The organism is Candidatus Hikarchaeum yamanae, from assembly GCF_009889665.1.
Taxonomy (GTDB): domain Archaea; phylum Halobacteriota; class Halobacteria; order Halobacteriales; family Hikarchaeaceae; genus Hikarchaeum; species Hikarchaeum yamanae.
Genome location: NZ_WTZR01000001.1, coordinates 13,677 through 32,246 on the forward strand (window position 1 = coordinate 13,677; position 18,570 = coordinate 32,246).

The 18,570-nt window shown below is 39.5% G+C and carries 17 protein-coding genes and 1 tRNA gene; 12 read left to right on the forward strand and 6 right to left on the reverse strand.

What is annotated here, in order from left to right:
- The first annotated feature begins 235 nt into the window (after positions 1–235).
- The gene (locus tag ACM9H2_RS00070; RefSeq protein WP_415486941.1) at positions 236–1,669 is read left to right on the forward strand and encodes a Cdc6/Cdc18 family protein; all 1,434 of its coding nucleotides are present in this window, start codon (positions 236–238) and stop codon (positions 1,667–1,669) included.
- Positions 1,670–1,671: 2 nt separating this feature from the next.
- Here the strand turns inward: ACM9H2_RS00070 and ACM9H2_RS00075 are convergent, their stop codons facing one another.
- The gene (locus tag ACM9H2_RS00075) at positions 1,672–2,256 is read right to left on the reverse strand and encodes a S26 family signal peptidase (RefSeq protein ID WP_415486943.1); all 585 of its coding nucleotides are present in this window, start codon (positions 2,254–2,256) and stop codon (positions 1,672–1,674) included.
- 102 nt (positions 2,257–2,358) lie between these two features.
- Here ACM9H2_RS00075 and ACM9H2_RS00080 point away from each other — a divergent pair, with 102 nt between their 5' ends.
- Both ACM9H2_RS00080 and ACM9H2_RS00085 read left to right on the forward strand, forming a co-directional pair.
- Positions 2,359–3,759 (forward strand): DNA-directed DNA polymerase II small subunit, encoded by a 1,401-nt coding sequence (locus ACM9H2_RS00080; protein WP_415486945.1) that lies wholly within the window; start codon positions 2,359–2,361, stop codon positions 3,757–3,759.
- Positions 3,760–3,838: 79 nt separating this feature from the next.
- Positions 3,839–5,029 carry an aspartate kinase gene (locus tag ACM9H2_RS00085; RefSeq protein WP_415486947.1) on the forward strand — a complete coding sequence of 397 codons (1,191 nt, stop codon included), beginning with the start codon at positions 3,839–3,841 and terminating at the stop codon, positions 5,027–5,029.
- A gap of 1 nt (position 5,030) precedes the next feature.
- Here the strand turns inward: ACM9H2_RS00085 and ACM9H2_RS00090 are convergent, their stop codons facing one another.
- Positions 5,031–5,597 carry an IMP cyclohydrolase gene (locus tag ACM9H2_RS00090; protein ID WP_415486949.1) on the reverse strand — a complete coding sequence of 189 codons (567 nt, stop codon included), beginning with the start codon at positions 5,595–5,597 and terminating at the stop codon, positions 5,031–5,033.
- A 100-nt stretch (positions 5,598–5,697) separates the two neighbouring features.
- On the opposite strand from ACM9H2_RS00090, the gene ACM9H2_RS00095 reads away from it, so the two are divergent.
- Positions 5,698–5,770 (forward strand) — tRNA-Gln (locus ACM9H2_RS00095).
- A 60-nt stretch (positions 5,771–5,830) separates the two neighbouring features.
- Entirely contained in the window at positions 5,831–7,234 is a 1,404-nt protein-coding gene (locus ACM9H2_RS00100; RefSeq protein WP_415486951.1) for a dihydroorotase, read from the forward strand.
- Positions 7,235–7,240: 6 nt separating this feature from the next.
- Here ACM9H2_RS00100 and ACM9H2_RS00105 read toward each other — a convergent pair whose 3' ends face one another.
- Positions 7,241–8,152, reverse strand: a complete 912-nt coding sequence (locus ACM9H2_RS00105; protein WP_415486953.1) for an alpha/beta hydrolase — start codon at positions 8,150–8,152, stop codon at positions 7,241–7,243.
- A 105-nt stretch (positions 8,153–8,257) separates the two neighbouring features.
- Here ACM9H2_RS00105 and ACM9H2_RS00110 point away from each other — a divergent pair, with 105 nt between their 5' ends.
- Positions 8,258–8,539, forward strand: coding sequence for a hypothetical protein (locus ACM9H2_RS00110; RefSeq protein WP_415486955.1), 282 nt, complete (start codon positions 8,258–8,260; stop codon positions 8,537–8,539).
- A gap of 8 nt (positions 8,540–8,547) precedes the next feature.
- Here ACM9H2_RS00110 and ACM9H2_RS00115 read toward each other — a convergent pair whose 3' ends face one another.
- Positions 8,548–9,534 (reverse strand): LLM class flavin-dependent oxidoreductase, encoded by a 987-nt coding sequence (locus tag ACM9H2_RS00115; protein ID WP_415486957.1) that lies wholly within the window; start codon positions 9,532–9,534, stop codon positions 8,548–8,550.
- Between the two features lie 55 nt (positions 9,535–9,589).
- Positions 9,590–10,906 (reverse strand): hemolysin family protein, encoded by a 1,317-nt coding sequence (locus tag ACM9H2_RS00120; protein WP_415486959.1) that lies wholly within the window; start codon positions 10,904–10,906, stop codon positions 9,590–9,592.
- Between the two features lie 113 nt (positions 10,907–11,019).
- Between ACM9H2_RS00120 and ACM9H2_RS00125 the strand changes: the two genes are divergently transcribed.
- Both ACM9H2_RS00125 and ACM9H2_RS00130 read left to right on the forward strand, forming a co-directional pair.
- Complete coding sequence (locus ACM9H2_RS00125; RefSeq protein WP_415486961.1) at positions 11,020–11,613, forward strand: L-threonylcarbamoyladenylate synthase; 594 nt, start codon at positions 11,020–11,022, stop codon at positions 11,611–11,613.
- A gap of 59 nt (positions 11,614–11,672) precedes the next feature.
- A complete protein-coding gene (locus ACM9H2_RS00130) occupies positions 11,673–13,748 on the forward strand; it encodes a heterodisulfide reductase-related iron-sulfur binding cluster (RefSeq protein WP_415486963.1) in 2,076 nt (691 codons plus the stop codon).
- On the opposite strand, the gene ACM9H2_RS00135 is transcribed toward ACM9H2_RS00130, so the two are convergent.
- Complete coding sequence (locus ACM9H2_RS00135) at positions 13,735–14,265, reverse strand: DedA family protein (RefSeq protein ID WP_415486965.1); 531 nt, start codon at positions 14,263–14,265, stop codon at positions 13,735–13,737. The genes ACM9H2_RS00130 and ACM9H2_RS00135 overlap by 14 nt on opposite strands.
- An 83-nt stretch (positions 14,266–14,348) precedes the next feature.
- Here ACM9H2_RS00135 and ACM9H2_RS00140 point away from each other — a divergent pair, with 83 nt between their 5' ends.
- Genes ACM9H2_RS00140 through ACM9H2_RS00155 form a run of 4 tightly spaced genes read left to right on the forward strand, consistent with a single transcriptional unit; the run spans position 14,349 to position 18,568 of the window.
- A complete protein-coding gene (locus ACM9H2_RS00140) occupies positions 14,349–15,260 on the forward strand; it encodes a hypothetical protein (RefSeq protein WP_415486967.1) in 912 nt (303 codons plus the stop codon).
- A complete protein-coding gene (locus ACM9H2_RS00145) occupies positions 15,257–16,708 on the forward strand; it encodes a DHHA1 domain-containing protein (RefSeq protein WP_415486969.1) in 1,452 nt (483 codons plus the stop codon). Before ACM9H2_RS00140 ends, ACM9H2_RS00145 begins: the two co-directional genes overlap by 4 nt.
- 5 nt (positions 16,709–16,713) lie before the next feature.
- Positions 16,714–17,034, forward strand: coding sequence for a DUF5783 family protein (locus ACM9H2_RS00150; RefSeq protein ID WP_415486971.1), 321 nt, complete (start codon positions 16,714–16,716; stop codon positions 17,032–17,034).
- Positions 17,035–17,068: 34 nt separating this feature from the next.
- Entirely contained in the window at positions 17,069–18,568 is a 1,500-nt protein-coding gene (locus ACM9H2_RS00155; RefSeq protein ID WP_415486973.1) for a sulfatase, read from the forward strand.
- Positions 18,569–18,570 lie beyond the last annotated feature (2 nt).

Genomic DNA, 18,570 nt, shown 5'->3' on the forward strand with positions numbered 1-18,570 from the left:
TTAATAAATAATTCCAGTGGAAACGAAAGGGGGTGGGGGACCATTTCTACTGGAATTTTCAAAAACCATCTGTTATAAACAAACAACAAACCAAACGATATCTGTTGATTTTATATAATTTATATATTTTGTATATACATTTTTATTTTTTAATAAATATTTTTAAAAGAAACCTTTATTTCTATTGGAAATATATGAAGATATTACTGGAAATTTATAAAAACGAGGCAAAATCATGGACGACACTCCCAAAAACAATACCCAATATATTTCTAATCAAAATTCAAACCCCTCTATTACTGGTGGTTTGTTTGAAAATTTACTCAGTGTTGAACCAATTTTTAATAACAAAGAATTGTTAAGGCATTCTTTTACACCCGATACTCTACCCCACCGCGATTCCCAAATTCAAACTTTAGCTAGCATCCTTGTAGCAGCACTCCGTGGAGATACTCCTTCAAATATCCTTATTTATGGGAAAACAGGAACTGGGAAAACAGCAAGTGTTAATTTTGTCACCCGTGAGTTGGAACAAACTTCTACTCATTATGATATCCCTTGTGACGTTAAATTCATCAACTGTGAAGTTGTTGATACAAAATACCGAATTTTGGCAGAACTAGCTAATACTTTTATTGATAAAAATATAGAATATATACTTAAACAAATCTCCAAACTCGAGGTGTCTTTAACTAATTCTCCAAACACATTCCCCACCAACGACCAACAACTACAATTGGAGGAAATCTCCAAACTTAAAGACGATCTTAAGTCCTTCACAAAAGTACCCATGACCGGATGGCCAACCGACACTGTATATTCCACCTTAGTCAAAGCGGTCGATTACCGAGAGCGCGTCGTTGTTATCATCCTCGATGAAATAGATAAACTTGTAGAAAAAAGTGGGGACGATATCCTTTATAATCTTTCCCGAATGAACTCCGATTTAGATCGATCTCGTGTGTCGATCAAAGGAATTTCCAACGATCTCACTTTTACAGACTACCTAGACCCCCGTGTTAAATCCTCATTAGGCGAGGAGGAGATAATCTTCCCTCCTTATGATGCACATCAATTAAATGATATACTCCAAAATCGTGCAACAATCGCATTTAAAGAAGGTGTTTTGGCCCCTGGTGTAATCCGTATGTGCTCCGGATTCGCCGCACGAGAACATGGAGATGCACGACGCGCACTGGATTTACTACGTACTGCTGGTGAGCTTGCAGAGCGCTCGGGTGGTAGTGAAGTAACCACCGATTATGTAGAAGCGGCACAGGAAAAAATAGAACTCGACCGGGTTATCGAAGTCATTCGAACTTTACCAGATCAATCTAAATTTGTACTTTTTACAATTCTAGTTTTAACCACAAAGGATGTTTCTCATATCACCACGGGGGAAGTATATAATTTATATCGCCAACTTTGTAAAAACCAAGAATTAGATGTCCTAACCCATCGGAGGGTCACCGATCTAATTTCAGAATTGGATATGTTAGGGATTGTAAATGCAATAGTTGTGAGCAAAGGTAGGTATGGGCGAACCAAACAAATCACTCTATCCGTTCCCCAAGCCCATGTTGAAAAAGAATTACTATCCAACCAACGCAACCAACGTCTATTCGCCGGTTTGGAGGATATCTCTATTATTTTCCAAAGTCAATTTTAAATTTAAATAAAATTCCCCACCACCCCGTTAAAAATTAATTTTATATACCCTATCCATGGTATTCGAATTTCAGCAGTCCCCTTTATCCACGAAGATTTAACAGGCCCACTAATCCCTTGAGCTTGGTCATACCTTTCATTACCATCTCCTTTTGTAATATAACCATCATGGGGTGCAGGGCAATTAAACATCGCCCCACAATTTTTCCCCACCACCCAATTTGGGTTCCCCCGTTCATACCAATCTTCCCCCTCTTCTACCCAAAATTCAGCCCTATGTATAACCGCGAGACCCGGGTCTCCATTCGCATTAAAAATAATAACATCTCCCTTGTCTCCAAATTTATAATATTCTCCCACCTCTTTTTTTGTTACAATATCTCCTGTTCGTTCACTCCCCATAACAAAAACTAAATCCCCCTGATGTAGGTTTGGCTCCATACTCTCACTCTCTATAGCCACCAATGGTGGCCAACCCCCACTAATCCCAAATAAAATCCCCCCTATTAAAAAAATGAAAAATAAATCTTTTAAAATCAATCTACCAACCCCTCCTTGTTTAAACAAATCTATTATGTTTCTAATCATATACTCAATTCAATTTTCTACTCTATTATACTTCTAACTACCTCTACATCAACCTTTCCGGGCCGCTACGTTTTTATCTTCCCCCCCGTTCTTTCCCTCCACGTGCCACCAAACGAACTCTCTAAAATTGCCCAAAAATTGGTAAAACATGGGTACAACGCCGAACCTGAGGTGGTGCAATTTATCAATACAACCCCCGACCCAACTTCTACAATTAAATTCTTAATTTCTCACATCCCCAAAGGGATTTTCACCCTCGAAATGTCTCATATATCTGATATTTATGGAAATTCTTCCCCCCCTTCCCCCTCTATCTCTATCTCAAATGATATGACTGGAAATAGCACCGGCTCTGGGACATATGACGATTTCGTCTCCATTTTTCAAGACAGACTATCTAAACTTTCGTCCATCCTCTCCAATAGAATAAATCCATACCCTCTCGATTCTATCAAAAAAAATTCTGGTGAAGTCCGTGTTGTAGGGATGGTTTCCGACATCCAAAAAACAAATTCCAATCATGTCATCCTCGAGCTCGAAGATATCACTGGAACATTTTCAATATTAGTACATAATACTAGTGAAATTTTCCATCTAACTGATGAGATACTTTTAGATGAAGTTATAGGTGTCAAGGGAAAGCTCTCCTCTGATTCTGAAATTTTATTTGCAGAGATGATTTATTTCCCCGATGTCCCTTCAAATTTCCGACCCCCTCATGCTAATAGACCCGTCCAGGCGGCATTGTTGAGTGATATACATGTTGGGTCTAAACATTTCACATCTGAAATCTGGTCCGATTTTACAAATTGGCTCAAAACGCCCGAAGCAGAACTCATCGAATATCTCTTAATAGCGGGAGATTTGGTTGAAGGTGTTGGGGTCTACCCCGGGCAAGACATAGACCTTGCGATTATTAATATATACGAACAATACGAGGCCTTTATTGAATGTTTAAAGGATATCCCTGGTGATATCTCTATTATTATGATTCCTGGAAATCACGACGCGGTTAGATTGGCAGAGCCACAACCAGCGTTCGATTCCGAAATTAGAAATTTACTTTCTTCTTCCAATACACACCTCACCTCCAATCCCTCCACTGTGGTGGTAGACGGTGTTCCTATCCTGATGTACCATGGGGTGTCTTTAGATGAAATAATCGCAGAAACACCTTCCGCCCAGGTTAGCTACGAAGCTCCTCAAAATGCTATGATCCAACTACTTAAAAAACGCCACTTAGCCCCTCAATTTGGATCAAGAACTAGAATTTCACCCGAGCAGAAAGATTATCTGGTCATTGATCAAATCCCTTCCATTTTCCATTCAGGCCATGTCCATAAATTTGGGTATGGGAAATACCACAATGTGTTGGCCATTAATTCCGGCTGCTGGCAATCCCAAACCGATTTCCAAAAACGAGCTAACATCACCCCCGATGTTGGGTATGCTCCCATTTTGGATTTGGATACTTTGAATTTAACCATTCGAAAATTTTCTTAATTTATCTTCATTATTCTTTCCCAATCTTTGGGAAACACCGAATGATTCAAGTCCCCTCAACTTCCCTGATGGTTATATAGTGCGCGTAGTTGTAAAATTTGGAGGAACTAGTGTAGCCACCGGGGACCGCATCGAACGAGCAGCAACTTCTATAGAAAAACTAGTCAAAGACGGACACGAAGCAGTCGTAGTTGTAAGTGCAATGGGCTCTACCACGGATGATTTATTTGATCAAATCACGTTTGAAGCAGACCCCCAAGACCAAGCAGAAATAGTCAGTATGGGGGAAAGAACCTCTGTGAGGATGTTAAAAGCTGCACTAACATCTAAAGGTCTCAATTCCATCTTTTTAGAGCCCCAACACCCCCAGTGGCCGATCATCCTCGATGAAAATGGAACCGTTTCTGTAACTGAAACTACATCCCGATCTGCCAAATTAGGAAACATACTCCACGACACGGTACCTGTAGTCACTGGATTCTTAGCTGAGGACACTTCTGGAAATGTAACAACTCTCGGGCGTGGAGGCAGCGACACGACCGCTGTCATGCTCGGCAATTATCTGCACGCAGATGAAGTTGTAATCGTCACCGACGTTTCTGGTGTGATGACAGGAGACCCAAACGCCGTTGAAGGCGCTATGAATGTTGGAAAAATAAGTGTAGACGAACTACGCAGTCTATCTTTCCGTGGAGCCGAAGTCATAGCACCTTCTGCACTTTCTTATAAAACTGAGGAATTTGGACTTAGGGTCCTCCATTACCAACACGACGGACTTCTAACTGGTGGGACTGACGTCACTGGGAAATTTCAAAATTTGATAGATATGCGCGAACGTGCCGTAACGGGAGTCACTGTTGCTGGAAGGGCTGTAAGAAACACACCCCACATCTTAAGAGATCTATCTGTTATTCTAGGAGATTCTAGTGTTAACATCCAAGCTGTGTCTAGTGGACTTGATAGTATCACTTTTTACGTTGATAATGTGGACGGGAAAGCCGTCGAATCCACTCTACACACCGCTGTGATCGATATACCAACTCTTTCTAGTGTAACCGCCGAATCTCCTATCGCAGTAATTAGAATTTCCGGCGGTGTTGTAACTGACCAAACCACTGTGTTGAGAGATCTTATGCTCACTCTATCAGAGCACAAGATACATCTAAATGATCTCATCACAAGTGCCACTTCTATAGGCGTTTTTGTTAATTGGAATCAACGTAAAGACGCATTACGTGTGGTCCAACAATTGTTTGATAAAGCTGATTAAATTATTTATTATCCAAACTAAATTCTACAAATTCCCCCTTTACCACTCCAAATGCACATATTGAATGCTCAAACCCCATCTCATACATTCGATCAATAACCTCCCTCCCCGATTGTGGTTTGAAATTAAATACCTCTGGGCTATTTTTTTCATAAGTTGAAACAAACATAGGATCTATCACTTTTTGTACTTCAATTCCATCCTTCCTGATGATCCCGATGAACGATTCTTTCCCCACAATCCCTGCAATCCTTGGGGTGTCGTATTCATCCTTCTCATATCCTGACACAACTAACCCTTCTGTCAATGCATCTTTTGAATTTCTTTTCAACACGAGCTGCTCCACTATTTGGTCTACGTGGTCTCCATTTCCAATCACAACACAGTCTCCCTCCACCCTAGCACAATTATATGCAACATATGGATTTTCTGTCTCTTGAGCCTCTGGTTTAAGTTCAATACTCAAGCATTCTTGCCTTTCCACCACACACCGATCTGGGAAAGAACGTGAACAAACACAATATCCTCCAAAATTTTCACCAACAACAATAAAACGCCCTACATACATATTTTACAATCAACTATATTGCTGCATGTATGTATCGATCCGCTTGCACACAATCAACAAAAAACTTTTAACATGAATCAGATCCAACCCATTTTTGAATAGTCCCATGGGGTAGTGGCCAATCCTGTCGCGTTCTGGGCGCGACGACCCCGGTTCGAATCCGGGTGGGACTACATCTTTATCTTTACCCTTGCATCGGCAGCTTAATAGATCGCCCCTTGAATTATAATCACATGTCCGTAGATTTAGTTATTAAAAACGGAACAATTCACACTTCTAGTAATAGTTATGCGGCAGATATAGCTATTAAAGATGGAATAATTGTCCACATTGGGACTTCTGCAACTACTCCCTCCGCAACCGAAACAATAGATGCCACTGGGAAAGAAATTCTACCAGGGTTGGTCAATCAACATGTCCATTTCAGAGAACCTGGGCAAACACATAAAGAGGATTTCGAAAAAGGGTCCCAAGCGGCAGCAGCAGGTGGCTACACCATGTATATGGACATGCCAAATTGCACACCTATAACAAACACACTCGAACGTTACCAAGATAAAGTTGCTCTTGCATCTGAAAAATCTTTAATTGACCATAATAGCTGGGCAGGGGCAACAGATCCCGATGAAGTTGTTAAGATTTACAATAATACTGGAAATATAGGCTTTAAGATATTCATGCATCGCCACCCCGAAGTAGAATATCCATATGTCCCAGAACTAGCTGTTTACGAAACCAACCGGCTATATAATATTTTTGACGCCATCGCAAAAATGGATAAGAATATCCCGATATCTATCCACCCATCCGATGTACCGTTGGCAGATGAGCTTTTTTACCGTCTCAAAGCCATGGGGGCTGACGATTATTCGGCATTGCGTGAAGGAAAGGACGGCATGAACATGACACTAGGGTGTTTTGAAGCCGCATTCCTCGCCCACATAACTGGATTAAAACATCTAAATATTCTCCATTTAGGTTTCAATGAAATAACACCAAAACCCCACCTAGATTTTGAAAACCGTGTCACACTAGTCGATCTTGTAAGAAAACTTAAAAGCTGGGGCTGGGACTTACACGGAGAAGCAGAAGCATCCACATTCCTCCAACGAGATTCCAACATTAATTGGAAACGAAGATGGTATACACCAGATCATGAAAAACTCTGGAAAGCCCTGGACGACGAAGTTTTTGATTTAATGTTAATCGAACATGCTCCACAGTTAGAAGAGGAAGCAAACAAACCGGATGTCTGGGATGCTGCTTCTGGACTTTTAGGGGCGCAGGACTTTTTACCGCTTATTCTAACAGAGGTCAACAACGGTAGATTGACGATAAACAAATTGGTAAAAATGACCTCTGAAAACCCTGCAAAATTTCTGGGAATATATCCTAAAAAAGGAGCAATACAAGTAGGCTCTGACGCAGATATAACTCTAGTAGATTTAAACAGAAAATCTGTTATAGACGAATCCAAAACCTTTGCCAAAGCTGGATGGTCTAGCTTTGATGGTTATGATGTAATCGGCGTCCCAACACAAACTATAGTTCGAGGAACTGTTGTTTACGACGAAGGTGAAATAACCGCCGATCCTGGATACGGAAAATATGTAGATAAAAACGAGTATTTCCATTGATTCATTTTATGACTCTTCAATAATTTTTAATCCTTCATATTTCAAATGTTCTTCAAACCATTCCACTATTTGCGGTCCAACTGACTCAATATATTTTCCATAAGCTGCGTAATGCGAAGTCCCTCTCTGAATTATGATTTTTTTAGGAGATGAGGCCTTTTCATACAGTCGAATAGTTTGACGTTCGGGTGTTGTGTCGTCATTTTCAACACAAATAAATAAAACCCCTCCTTCTATTTGTCCAACAACATCTTCTGGGCAATATTCTATTATGGCTTCTGCACAAGATAACGGCAATTCTTGTGGTATCTTTGTGTCCACATCACTTTTCACACTTGTCGTCATTCTTTCAGGCGTTGGGATCTGTAGCCCCTCCAATCCCCTAGATGGTATCATTTTACTTTTCCCAGTAAGGGCACGCTGTTTACGATCCTCTTCCAGTGCATCAAGCAAACCAAGCCATTCATATTCTCTGCGCATACCCCTTACCCATTCCGCCCCATCTGCAACAGCATTGTTGGCTACCATACATTGTACTCGTTTATCCCGTGCAGCAGCAACAACCGCATTCCCGCCACCCGTACCACCTGAGCCAAATAAACCAATCCGGTTATTGTCCACTTCATCCCTAGTTTCAATATAACTAACCGCATTTCGTATATCTGCTATCTGACGCTCTGGATATAGGACTGAATCCCCTTCACTATCTCCAAACCCTCTATAATCAAAAACCAATACCACAAAACCAGCATCTATCAATAAATCATGATATTGTTTGTATAATTTGCCACCTTTTAATCCCAAAAAACCTGGTCCCTGAACGATCCCTGGGGCGGGTCCATCCATTTTATCTGGTAATCTAAGTATACCTGCAATCTTTTCCCCCTCGCTATAGAACGTAACATTTTCTTCTATCATTCTTAATTATTATAACCACCGTCGATTGTTAAAACAATCGCTATTTCTCTGTGTATATACTAGCAACAATCTAGCTTTTGTCCATCCCCATTCAATAGACCGTGTATGCCTACTAGAAATATAGCAGTCGTTGTACACATTAAAAGTAATTTTGAAAGCTGGGAAAAATTAATGTTGTCTAGTCTTGATAATCAAGACGCGGTCAATTCTGGAAAACAAATCTACGCAAAAGTAAACGATAAAAAAGCGATTCTAATACGATATGATATGGATATGGAAGAAATGGCCGCACGTGCTGGAAATACAGATTTTGAAAAACTAATTGAAAACGACGTTGAGCGTCACGAATTCTACACCTTAGAAGAACTGAAACCCCCTTCCAATTAATCTCTTACTTACCTCGGGCAGTTAGGGAGTATATCTTGCCCTAGTAAGTCCAAACAATAGTCCCAATCATCAAATCTCATCCGTAGGTCGAACACAAGATGATTAAGCCCACTTTGAACAAATTTCTCTACACCCTCTACTATGTCTTCCGGCGTACCTGCTAATAATACTCCATCAAGATCTTCAACTTTAGTAAATTTCCCACCTTCTGGTTTGACCCATTTATCTCTTTTATTAGATGAATCTAGAAGTCCTTGAACATTTGCAGAATCAAGTGCTTTCTGTCGGTCCTCATCTGGACTTGTAATCGGAATCGCACCCACCGTTGGCCGTGGTCTTCCATGTTCTTTTGCTTCTCTTTCGAGCTTTTTAATGGCTTTTACAAAAGTTGGCATATTAATCCTACCTGGGAGCCACCCATCACAGAATTCGGCCGCCCAAGAAACAGCTAACGGCGTCGAACCCCCATACCATATGGGAATGTCACTAACTGGCCGAGGCCGAACCCATACATCCTCAAATGAAAATACATCTCCATCATGACTAAAGACATCTTCAGTCCATGCAGCTCTCAATATGTCTACATTTTCCCGCACAACCCCTGTTCTATTCTCATAACCCTCTGGAAAACCAATGGCGTCGAATTCATGTTTAAAGTTTCCTGCACCAAGGCCGCAAATTGCCCTACCATTTGACATCCAATCTAAACTCGCAAATTGATGTGCAAGATGTAGAGGGTGCCTTAGCGGTATCACTACACCAGTTCCAAGTTCAATCTTTTTTGTAACAGTTGCCAATCCAGCTAATACGGCAAATGTATCCACGTGTGTCTTGTCTGCACCTTCCATGCCATGTGGCTGAAATATCAAATGGTCTCTAATCCATACAGAGTCAAGCCCATACTTCTCCGCTTTTATCGTCCCCTCGACTAATTTTTCTACCGATGCATGTTCACCAAAATTAGGAAGTAATATCCCATATTTTTGTTTCTCCATATTATTACATCTCCCACAACTGTAATTAATTTGTTGAAGTTCCCCGTTTGGGGTATTATTCTTCTTCTGGAAGCGTTATTAACACCTTTAAAATGCGCGTGTTGTTGACCTCCTTTACTGCAATGTTAATATCCTCATATATGATGGATTCATTCTCCTCTACTATCCTTCCCGCCTGATCTAAAATAAATCCCGCAATTGTTTCAAACTCATTTCCTTCTGGAAGCTCAATCCCCAACACAGAATTTATTTCATCTATATTGACATCTCCTCTTACTGCGATAACATTCGAAGATATGTGCTCTATTGGGACCTGTTCTTCACTTTCAAGAATTTCCCCAACAATTTCTTCGAGTATGTCTTCCAATGTGATTAAACCCTCTGCGGTGCCAAACTCATCCACCACGATTACCATCCCCAACCTCTGATTCTGCATTTCTTCCAATAATTCATCAATCTTTTTAGACTCGGGTACATGCATTGTAGGTTCTAAAATGCTTTTCAATGATGTTTCAGCCCCCTTTGATTTACTTTCTCGCAGCAAATTTCCTATTGTAACTACCCCTAGTATTTTGTCCAAATTATCACTATAAACTGGAAGGCACATATGGCCAGATCCCACACAAATATTTATTGCATCTGATACACTCGATCCCACAGAAACGGCGTCGATATCTAATCTGGGAGTCATAATCTCTTTAGCTATTGTTGTATCAAGATCAAATATACCTTGTAACATTTCAAGCTCTTCTTCTTCTATCACACCTTCCACTTTCCCTACTTCTAATATATCTTGAATTTCATCTCGAGTAACATAGGGGCTCTGTATAACTGCATCTGAATCTTCTTTTGTGATTATTTGAGCCAATCTGATAAAAATAAACACAACGGGGGCAAACACCGATTCAAAAACATCTACCACACGAGCAATCTTAACTGACCACGATTCTGGATTTTTTATGGCGTATGATTTGGGAATTATTTCTCCAAAAACCAATACCAGTATTGTGATGGTAAATGTGGCCAATGCAATTGCAATTCCCTCTGTAAAATAAAGTGCCAAAACACTCGTAGTTACAGAAGCCATTGCAATATTTACTATATTATTTCCTACAAGTAGTGTTACCAACAAATTTTGCGGACGTTCTCGGAGCCCTATCACTACTTTTGCGTTTGGAACATCTTCCGTTGCCATCGCATCAATCCGATGTTTTGAAAGAGAAAACATGGCTATTTCTGCAGAAGAGAAAAACGCAGACAGTCCTAGTAAAACCAGTATCAAAATTATAAATACTATTATCGCCAGCGAATTTGCAGGGACTATCTCCCTCGCACTTTCCAATATTGACAGCCCATAAATCCAAGCGGACATTCGATTCCATCCCATTTACACTTTAAGATCTCTTAAAAGTTCCTTTGATCCCCTCTAATCTGTAAAATTAAATATATTCAAATCACATATCCTTGTAATCAACAACAATTAAGATGAATCATATACAAAATGCTGCAATATCAATAAACTCTGGACATTTGATAGTCTACCCCACCGAAACCACCTATGCACTAGGTGCAAACCCACTGAATCCCCTGGCAATCGAAAAATTATTTCTCGCTAAAAAAAGAGACCAGAAAAATCCCCTCTCGATAGCATTTCCCACTCTCACAGATGCATCTTCTTATGTACACCTCTCTGCCAAAACCAAATCTTTCGCACATCAATTTCTCCCCGGGCCTGTAACCATTTTATGTAAGCCAACCAACTCACAACTCAAACCCATAACTAAAAGTGGAAAGGTAGGCATCCGGATACCTGACCATCCCCTCGCATTAGATTTATTAGAAAAATCAAATCCCATAACCGCAACAAGTGCCAATATTAGTGGAAAACCCGGAGCATGCAGTATATCTGAGATAGACTCCGAATTATTATCTTCCATTTCCGCTATAATAGATGGAAAACAAACACCTGGTGGCAAAAGCACCGTGGTGGACATAGACGAGTCAACCATCATCCGAAAAGGGTCTCAATATGGGGAAATAAAAGCATGGCTAGGAAATTATCCATCAACTTCTTTCTGAATAAAACTTAACTTTTAATAACTATAAGTCCAATCAACTATATCCAATAGTGATACTTTATGACATCTACCCTCCCTCTTGAAAATGCAATTACAAGACCTATTTTTTGGGAGATAGGATCTGTTGGGAAGCTTTTATTTTATTATCTAGCCCTTGTTGGATCAATCATATTCATCCACGGCATCCGTTTGCGTTTGAATCGCTATACTTCCGGGAGCGAAGATCCTACCAACCGATTGGATAATCTTCCTCATAGAATATTTTATTCACTCAAATTTATTGCACGAAACACAGGCCAATTTGACAGAGATGTTTACGCAGGAATTATGCATACTCTAATTCTTTGGGGGTTTCTAACGCTGACAATAGGGACTACCATCCTTGCCATAGATATCGACCTATACCGCAAACTAACAAAAAAATCATTTTTCGTTGGCGATTTTTACCTAGTTTACTCCTTCGTCATGGATGCGCTGGGTTTTCTTTTGGTAATTGGGATTGTGATGGTTATCTATCGTCGTTATTTTGTGAGAACGGACAGATTACACGGGAAACACACCAGCCTCGAAGACGATTTGTTTATTTTTTCTTTACTTTATCTTTCAGTCGGTGGGTATCTCCTAGAAGGCATACGCATTTTGGGCCAGGAATTTCCACCTTTTGAGAAAGTTAGTTTTGTGGGCTGGTTTATTGCACTATCACTTTCAAAAATTGGGATATCACCCTTGGCATCTCAATCTATATACCCCATATTTTGGTGGGCCCACGTATTCATTGGCGGACTGTTCACAGTATTGATTCCCTATGCAAAACCATTCCACATGTTCTCTAGCTTAGCCAACGTAATAGCACGGGATGAACTATCTGGAATCCGCCTACCTAGGATTCCTGAAAATGCAGCACCTTCTGACATAGGACCTACTAACATCGAAGATTTTTCTTGGAAGCAATTACTCGATCACGACGCATGCACAAAATGCGGAAGATGCTCATCCGTTTGTCCAGCAACAGCATCTGGGAGAGACTTGGACCCTAGAGATGTAATTCTAGATCTAAAACGATATAAAGACGAACTAGATCTGGGGATAACTGAAAAACGTCCCATCATCGCCGACGGAGGGAGCGTTGTATCGATAAATTCTATGGAATCTTGTATGTCTTGCTTAGCTTGTGTAGACGCATGCCCTGTTGGAATCGAACATGTGACTCAATTTACAGAAATGAACCGAAGACTCGTTGAATCTGGCCAAATCAATGAAAACCTACAATCCATCATGACTGATATATTCACTCATGGAAATTCATTCGGCGCATCTGAGAGGAAACGACCAGAATGGGTCGAAGATCTCCCCTTCTCAATACCCGATGCACGCGATTCAAAAGTGCAATACCTATGGTATGTTGGAGATTTACCTAGTTATGATCCACGTAATCAAAAAATAGCCAAATCCCTCGCACATATATTCCACGAAACAGGGGTTTCTTATGGGATCTTATACGAATCTGAGAGAAATGATGGGAATGACATCAGAAGAATTGGCGAAGAAGGATTATATGAAATGTTGGCAGAAACCAACATCGAACTATTCAATCAATGCGACTTTGAAACCATAGTCTGCACAGACCCCCACTCTTACAATACAATAAAAAATGAATATCCACAATTTGGATTTAGTGCAAACGTCCGCCACTATACTGGAGTTTTGGAAGAGTTAGTTAATTCTGGTACACTAGTGATCCCCAACTCTCTAAATTATTCTGTCACCTATCACGACCCTTGCCATCTTGGTAGGTATAATCACGAATACGAAGCCCCACGTCAACTCATTGAAAAAACTGGTTGTACTCTATATGAGATGCCACGAAATAGGCGAAGCTCATTTTGTTGTGGTGGTGGTGGTGGAGGAATTTGGATGGATTTCCCCGATACAAAAAAACCATCAGAAGAACGTCTAAGAGAGGCATTAGAAGATACAAAAAAAGCCGTAGAGAAATTTGTTGTATCTTGCCCCCAGTGCATGACGATGTATGAAGATGGTAGGAAAACGGGTGGATTCGAAAATCAACTTGAAATAATAGACGTAGCAGAATTAGTAGCAGAAGCAATCATAACTAACAATCTCACCAAAGCGTAACCAACTTAAGCGCGACCACCGCGAGAATTGTTTCAAAAACTAGCGTTCCTAATGCAGACAAAACTATGAATTTTTTATCCCCCATCTTTGCTAGTCCTGCAGGAACTGTCAACATACCTCTTGTAAAAAACATAGTATTCGAGATTGGTATTACTATTGCACCCCATTGATAAAACCACCCATCAAACCTTTCCAAATGGGATTCTTTAACCCGAAACCATTTCTTCTTTAATAATCTCTCTCTCCCTATCCTCTTTGCAACTAGAAAAAGTGAATACTGTCCTATGGTCGCTCCAAAAACAGCAATGCAAATAACCAATGCATATTCTGCTGGAGAACTCGCCAAAAAAACAACCGCTATAGGGACTAGACTTTCTGAAGGTGCAAAATACAGTAACATGGCACCCTCTAGTATAAAAACCAAGAATAAAGCCAAATATCCATATTGTGATAAAAATTCTTGCACAAAAATAGTAGAAGTTGAAACTATTGCCAAAACTATCTTTATTTTAGCCATCCTCCTTCAAAGAGATTCCGGCAAAATCATCTCTTCTTTCAACATCGAATGGTGTTTAATCGTTGGAATCCCCATTAATCAATATGAAAAAGAGGAAGGTAATCACTCTTGCAATTGAAGATTCATTTTCCTCTATCCAACGAGTAGATGATATCAAAACAAAACTCGAATCCCGTAATTATACTGTAGAACTACAAAAAATCAAAAAACCTGATACAAGCACTTCTAAAAATTTCACCGACCACATAAAAAAACAAGAGAAATTTATTAAACACTTAAATCAAAAAGTGTTGGAATCTGAAGTCGACGGAGCAGTCTACTCTTTAACCCACTTTCCGACTAATTCTCCTTCGGAATTGATTTTATCAAGTATAACCCGACAAGATGTCATCCGAGACGTATTGCTCACTTCTGATGGAAGTTCTCTAACAAATTTACCCAACGAAACTATTGTTGGATTATCCAACCACAGAAACGCCAAACAACTCAACTCAATTCGCCCAGAACTCAAACAAGAATTTTTGCTTGAAGAACCACTCTCTCAATTTGAAAATTGGTTTTCAAACGACCAAAAAAACAAAGCACTTCTATTACCCTTTGAAGACTTCAACACTGAAAAATTTTCAAACCACACAAAAACATTTTTCGTCCCTCTAAAATATTTCGTCCCGGCACCCTGCCAAGGCACTTTGTCGATAGCATCTCTCGATGACACCAAATTAAGTACAACTCTATACAACTTATTAGATAACCCCCGTTCACGTGTCGAGGCAATAACCGAAAGAGTAATTTTATCTCATATAAACTCAGAATTGGTGCCTTCTGCTGGCATCCACGCAACGGTAAAGGGAGAAACTGTACACGCAATGGTTCAATTATTCAGTGATTCTCCTGATAAAAATATCAATACACACCGTGATCTGCCAATTAGGACTTATTTAGAGTCCGCAACCGAGTTCGCCATCGATTTGAACACAATGGTGAACGAACCTTGACCGATTCATCATTCACCCAATTAAAAAATAGGGCAACACAATGTGCCAAATATATTCTAGACTCTAGCTCTATCCTTTGTATTTCTCATATAGATGCTGATGGTTTAACTAGTGCAGCAATAGCAACTCAAGCCATCAAACGAGCGGGAATTCCAATTTCAACTGCATTCTCTAAGAGATTAGGCGAACCAGAATTACAACAATTGGAAAAAACTAACTATGACACAATTCTTTTCACAGATTTTGGAAGTGGACAATTAGAACAAATAATAGAATACGGGGAAAAAGGAAACTTTACACCTGTTATTTGCGATCACCACCAACTCTCAGTCACACCTTCTGATTCTCCACCACTGCCAAACGATTTTGACTTTCATTTGAATCCACTTTTATTTGGAATTGATGGGGCATCTGAACTATCTGGTGCTGGGACCTGTTATTTACTTGCAAGAGCTTTAGAATCAGCAGGGATCGATAATAGGGACTTAGCAGCACTTGCTATCATCGGCGCAATCGGGGATATGCAAGCAAGGGTAGAAGGATTGATTGGTCCAAATAAACAGATAGCACAAGAGGGTTCAGACAAAGGCGTATTGAATATAAAACTTGGTTTGGCTTTTTATGGAAAACAAACTAGACCTCTACCAAAATTACTAGAATATTCTTCTGAATTTGGAATTCCTGGTATCTCTAATGACTCTTCCGGAGCTATCCGTTTCTTAAAAAATTTAAACATCGATCTACGTGTAAATGGCAAGTGGAAAGCTTGGGCTGAACTTTCCCATTCTGAACAAAAGACAATACTTAATGGTTTAGTTAGACATTCAATTTCCCGTGGAATCTCTCCTGATAAAATAAATTCTTTCGTTTCTCCTATTTATGAATTAGAAAATGAAATTATAGGAACTGAACTCCGAGAGGCAAATGAATTTTCTACAATTTTAAATGCAACAGCAAGGTACGGGAGACCCGACGTCGGTTTGTCCATATGCCTCGGAGACCGCGATAAATCATTATCAAGAGCAAAAAATTTGCTAGCTATACATAGAAGAAATCTAGCTGAAGGAATTAGCTTGGTTAATAGACTTGGTGTCCAAATGGAAGAAAACTTTCAATGGTTCCACGCAGAAGACAAAATCCGAGACACAATAGTGGGTATTGTTGCGGGAATGGTTTTGGGAATGGATGGAACTGACCCAACAAAACCCATTTTTGCCTTTTCGAAAACCGAAGAAGGAGATTTAAAAGTGTCATCTAGAGGAAATTTATCCTTAGTAAAACAAGGATTGAATTTATCTGAAATAATGAGATTATCTGCACAATACGTTGGAGGAGAAGGTGGCGGACATGACATAGCAGCTGGAGCAACTATTCCTTTAAAAACAGAAAAATTATTCCTTGAACAAATCAAAACCATACTCGAAGCTCAACTCTCAACCCAAGGTTAAAAAACATGTCCGAATTCGATCCATCATCATTTGAAAATAAATATGTCAATTACCTCTTAGAACTAGAAACCGCTTATAAAAACGCATTTTCTACTATGTTAGAAAAATTTGACTCCAAAGTTATCCACGCAATAGATCAAGGAGTTCTAGTCGAAAGTGAACCTATCTATGAAAATGGAGAGTTTCAAATAATCTTACCCGAGAATCCTGGAGCATTAATGGGGTCTGTTTTAATTGACAACGAAACTTTGAATCAAATCCTAGAAGAATACAAAATTGAATTAACAAAGGAATTAAAATTTATCTTTGGAATGGATTCACAATGAGGGACTTTAATTTTTATAAATGGGGTGTTCTACTATGGTAGCAAAAAACCAGAATATACTTCTTATCGTGATGGATACTGTGCGAAGAGACCGTCTCTCAATTTATGGATATGATAAAGAGGTGTGCCCGTCTCTGGAGAAATTATCTAAAGAAGCTCTGGTTCTGGAACACGCAATCTCCCCTGCTCCTTGGACACTCCCTGTACACGCTTCTTTATTCACAGGCCTATATCCTAGTGAACACGGAGCAAGTCAAGAACGACCATATCTCCCAAAAGATTCTATCACTCTAGCTACCTCCCTATCTAAAAGTGGATATTCGACCGCTTGTTATTCTTCAAACGCATGGATAACACCTTATACTGGTTTGACATCTGGATTTGAAGATATAGATAGTTTCTTTGAAATCATCCCACAACCTTTGCTGTCCCCCTTAGTATCCTCATTTTATGCTTGGTTTTGGAGACAAATAACTTCAAAACCCTACCTCAACTCTTTCGCAACCAAATTAGTTGAAATGGGAAATGAAATCCATGAATATCTTTCAATTAAAAGTAAATTATCCGATTCAAAAACCCCAGCTGTCATCGATAAAACTATTAATTTCATAGATTCACATGACAAATATTTTGTATTTATTAATTTAATGGATGCCCATCTTCCTTATAACCCTCCTAAACACTGTAGAGACAAATTTGCTCCAACAGCCGATCCAAATTCTGTGTGCCAAAACTCTAAAGAATATAATTCTGGATCTCGAGACATTTCTAAAAATGAATGGGACCACATCCGTCAATTATATGACGCTGAGATTTATCATCTAGATTCTCAACTGGGTAGGTTGTTTGACTGGATGAAGGCAAACGAAAAATGGGATGATACATTGATAATAGTTTGTGCAGACCATGGGGAATTGCATGGAGAACATAATCTATATGGGCACGAGTTTTGCATTTACGACCAACTTGTCCACGTCCCGCTATTAATTAAACATGATAATCTCTATAAAAACATCCAAAACTACCAAATAGAATTAATTGATTTATACCATACCATTATAGACGCTTCTGGAGGGTTTGTCGCGAAGAACGGAACACCACTTAACGAAACAAGATCTCTTTTATCTCCAACGTATCGAAGTTTTGAAGGATCAGAATTCGCCTTCATCGAATATTCAAAACCAATTGTTGAGTTACAACAACTAGAATCAAAAGCAAAAAAATCTCACATAACACTCGATGAAAATTCTCGTTTCTACTCTAGAATGAGGGGCATACGAACTAAAGAAACAAAATATATAAAAAACGAAACAATCATAGATGAATTTTATCAACTTGATGAAGATCCCGGCGAATTAACTAACCAAATTCATTCTAAATATCCCACTATTGACGCCCTCCAAAACTCTTTATCTTCATTTGAGATAACTACCGGTGCAAATTGGGATTCTATTGCCGACCCAACCAGTGACACCACTTCTGATATGGATGAACAAGTACGAGATAGGTTGCGAGATCTCGGATATTTAGATTAATT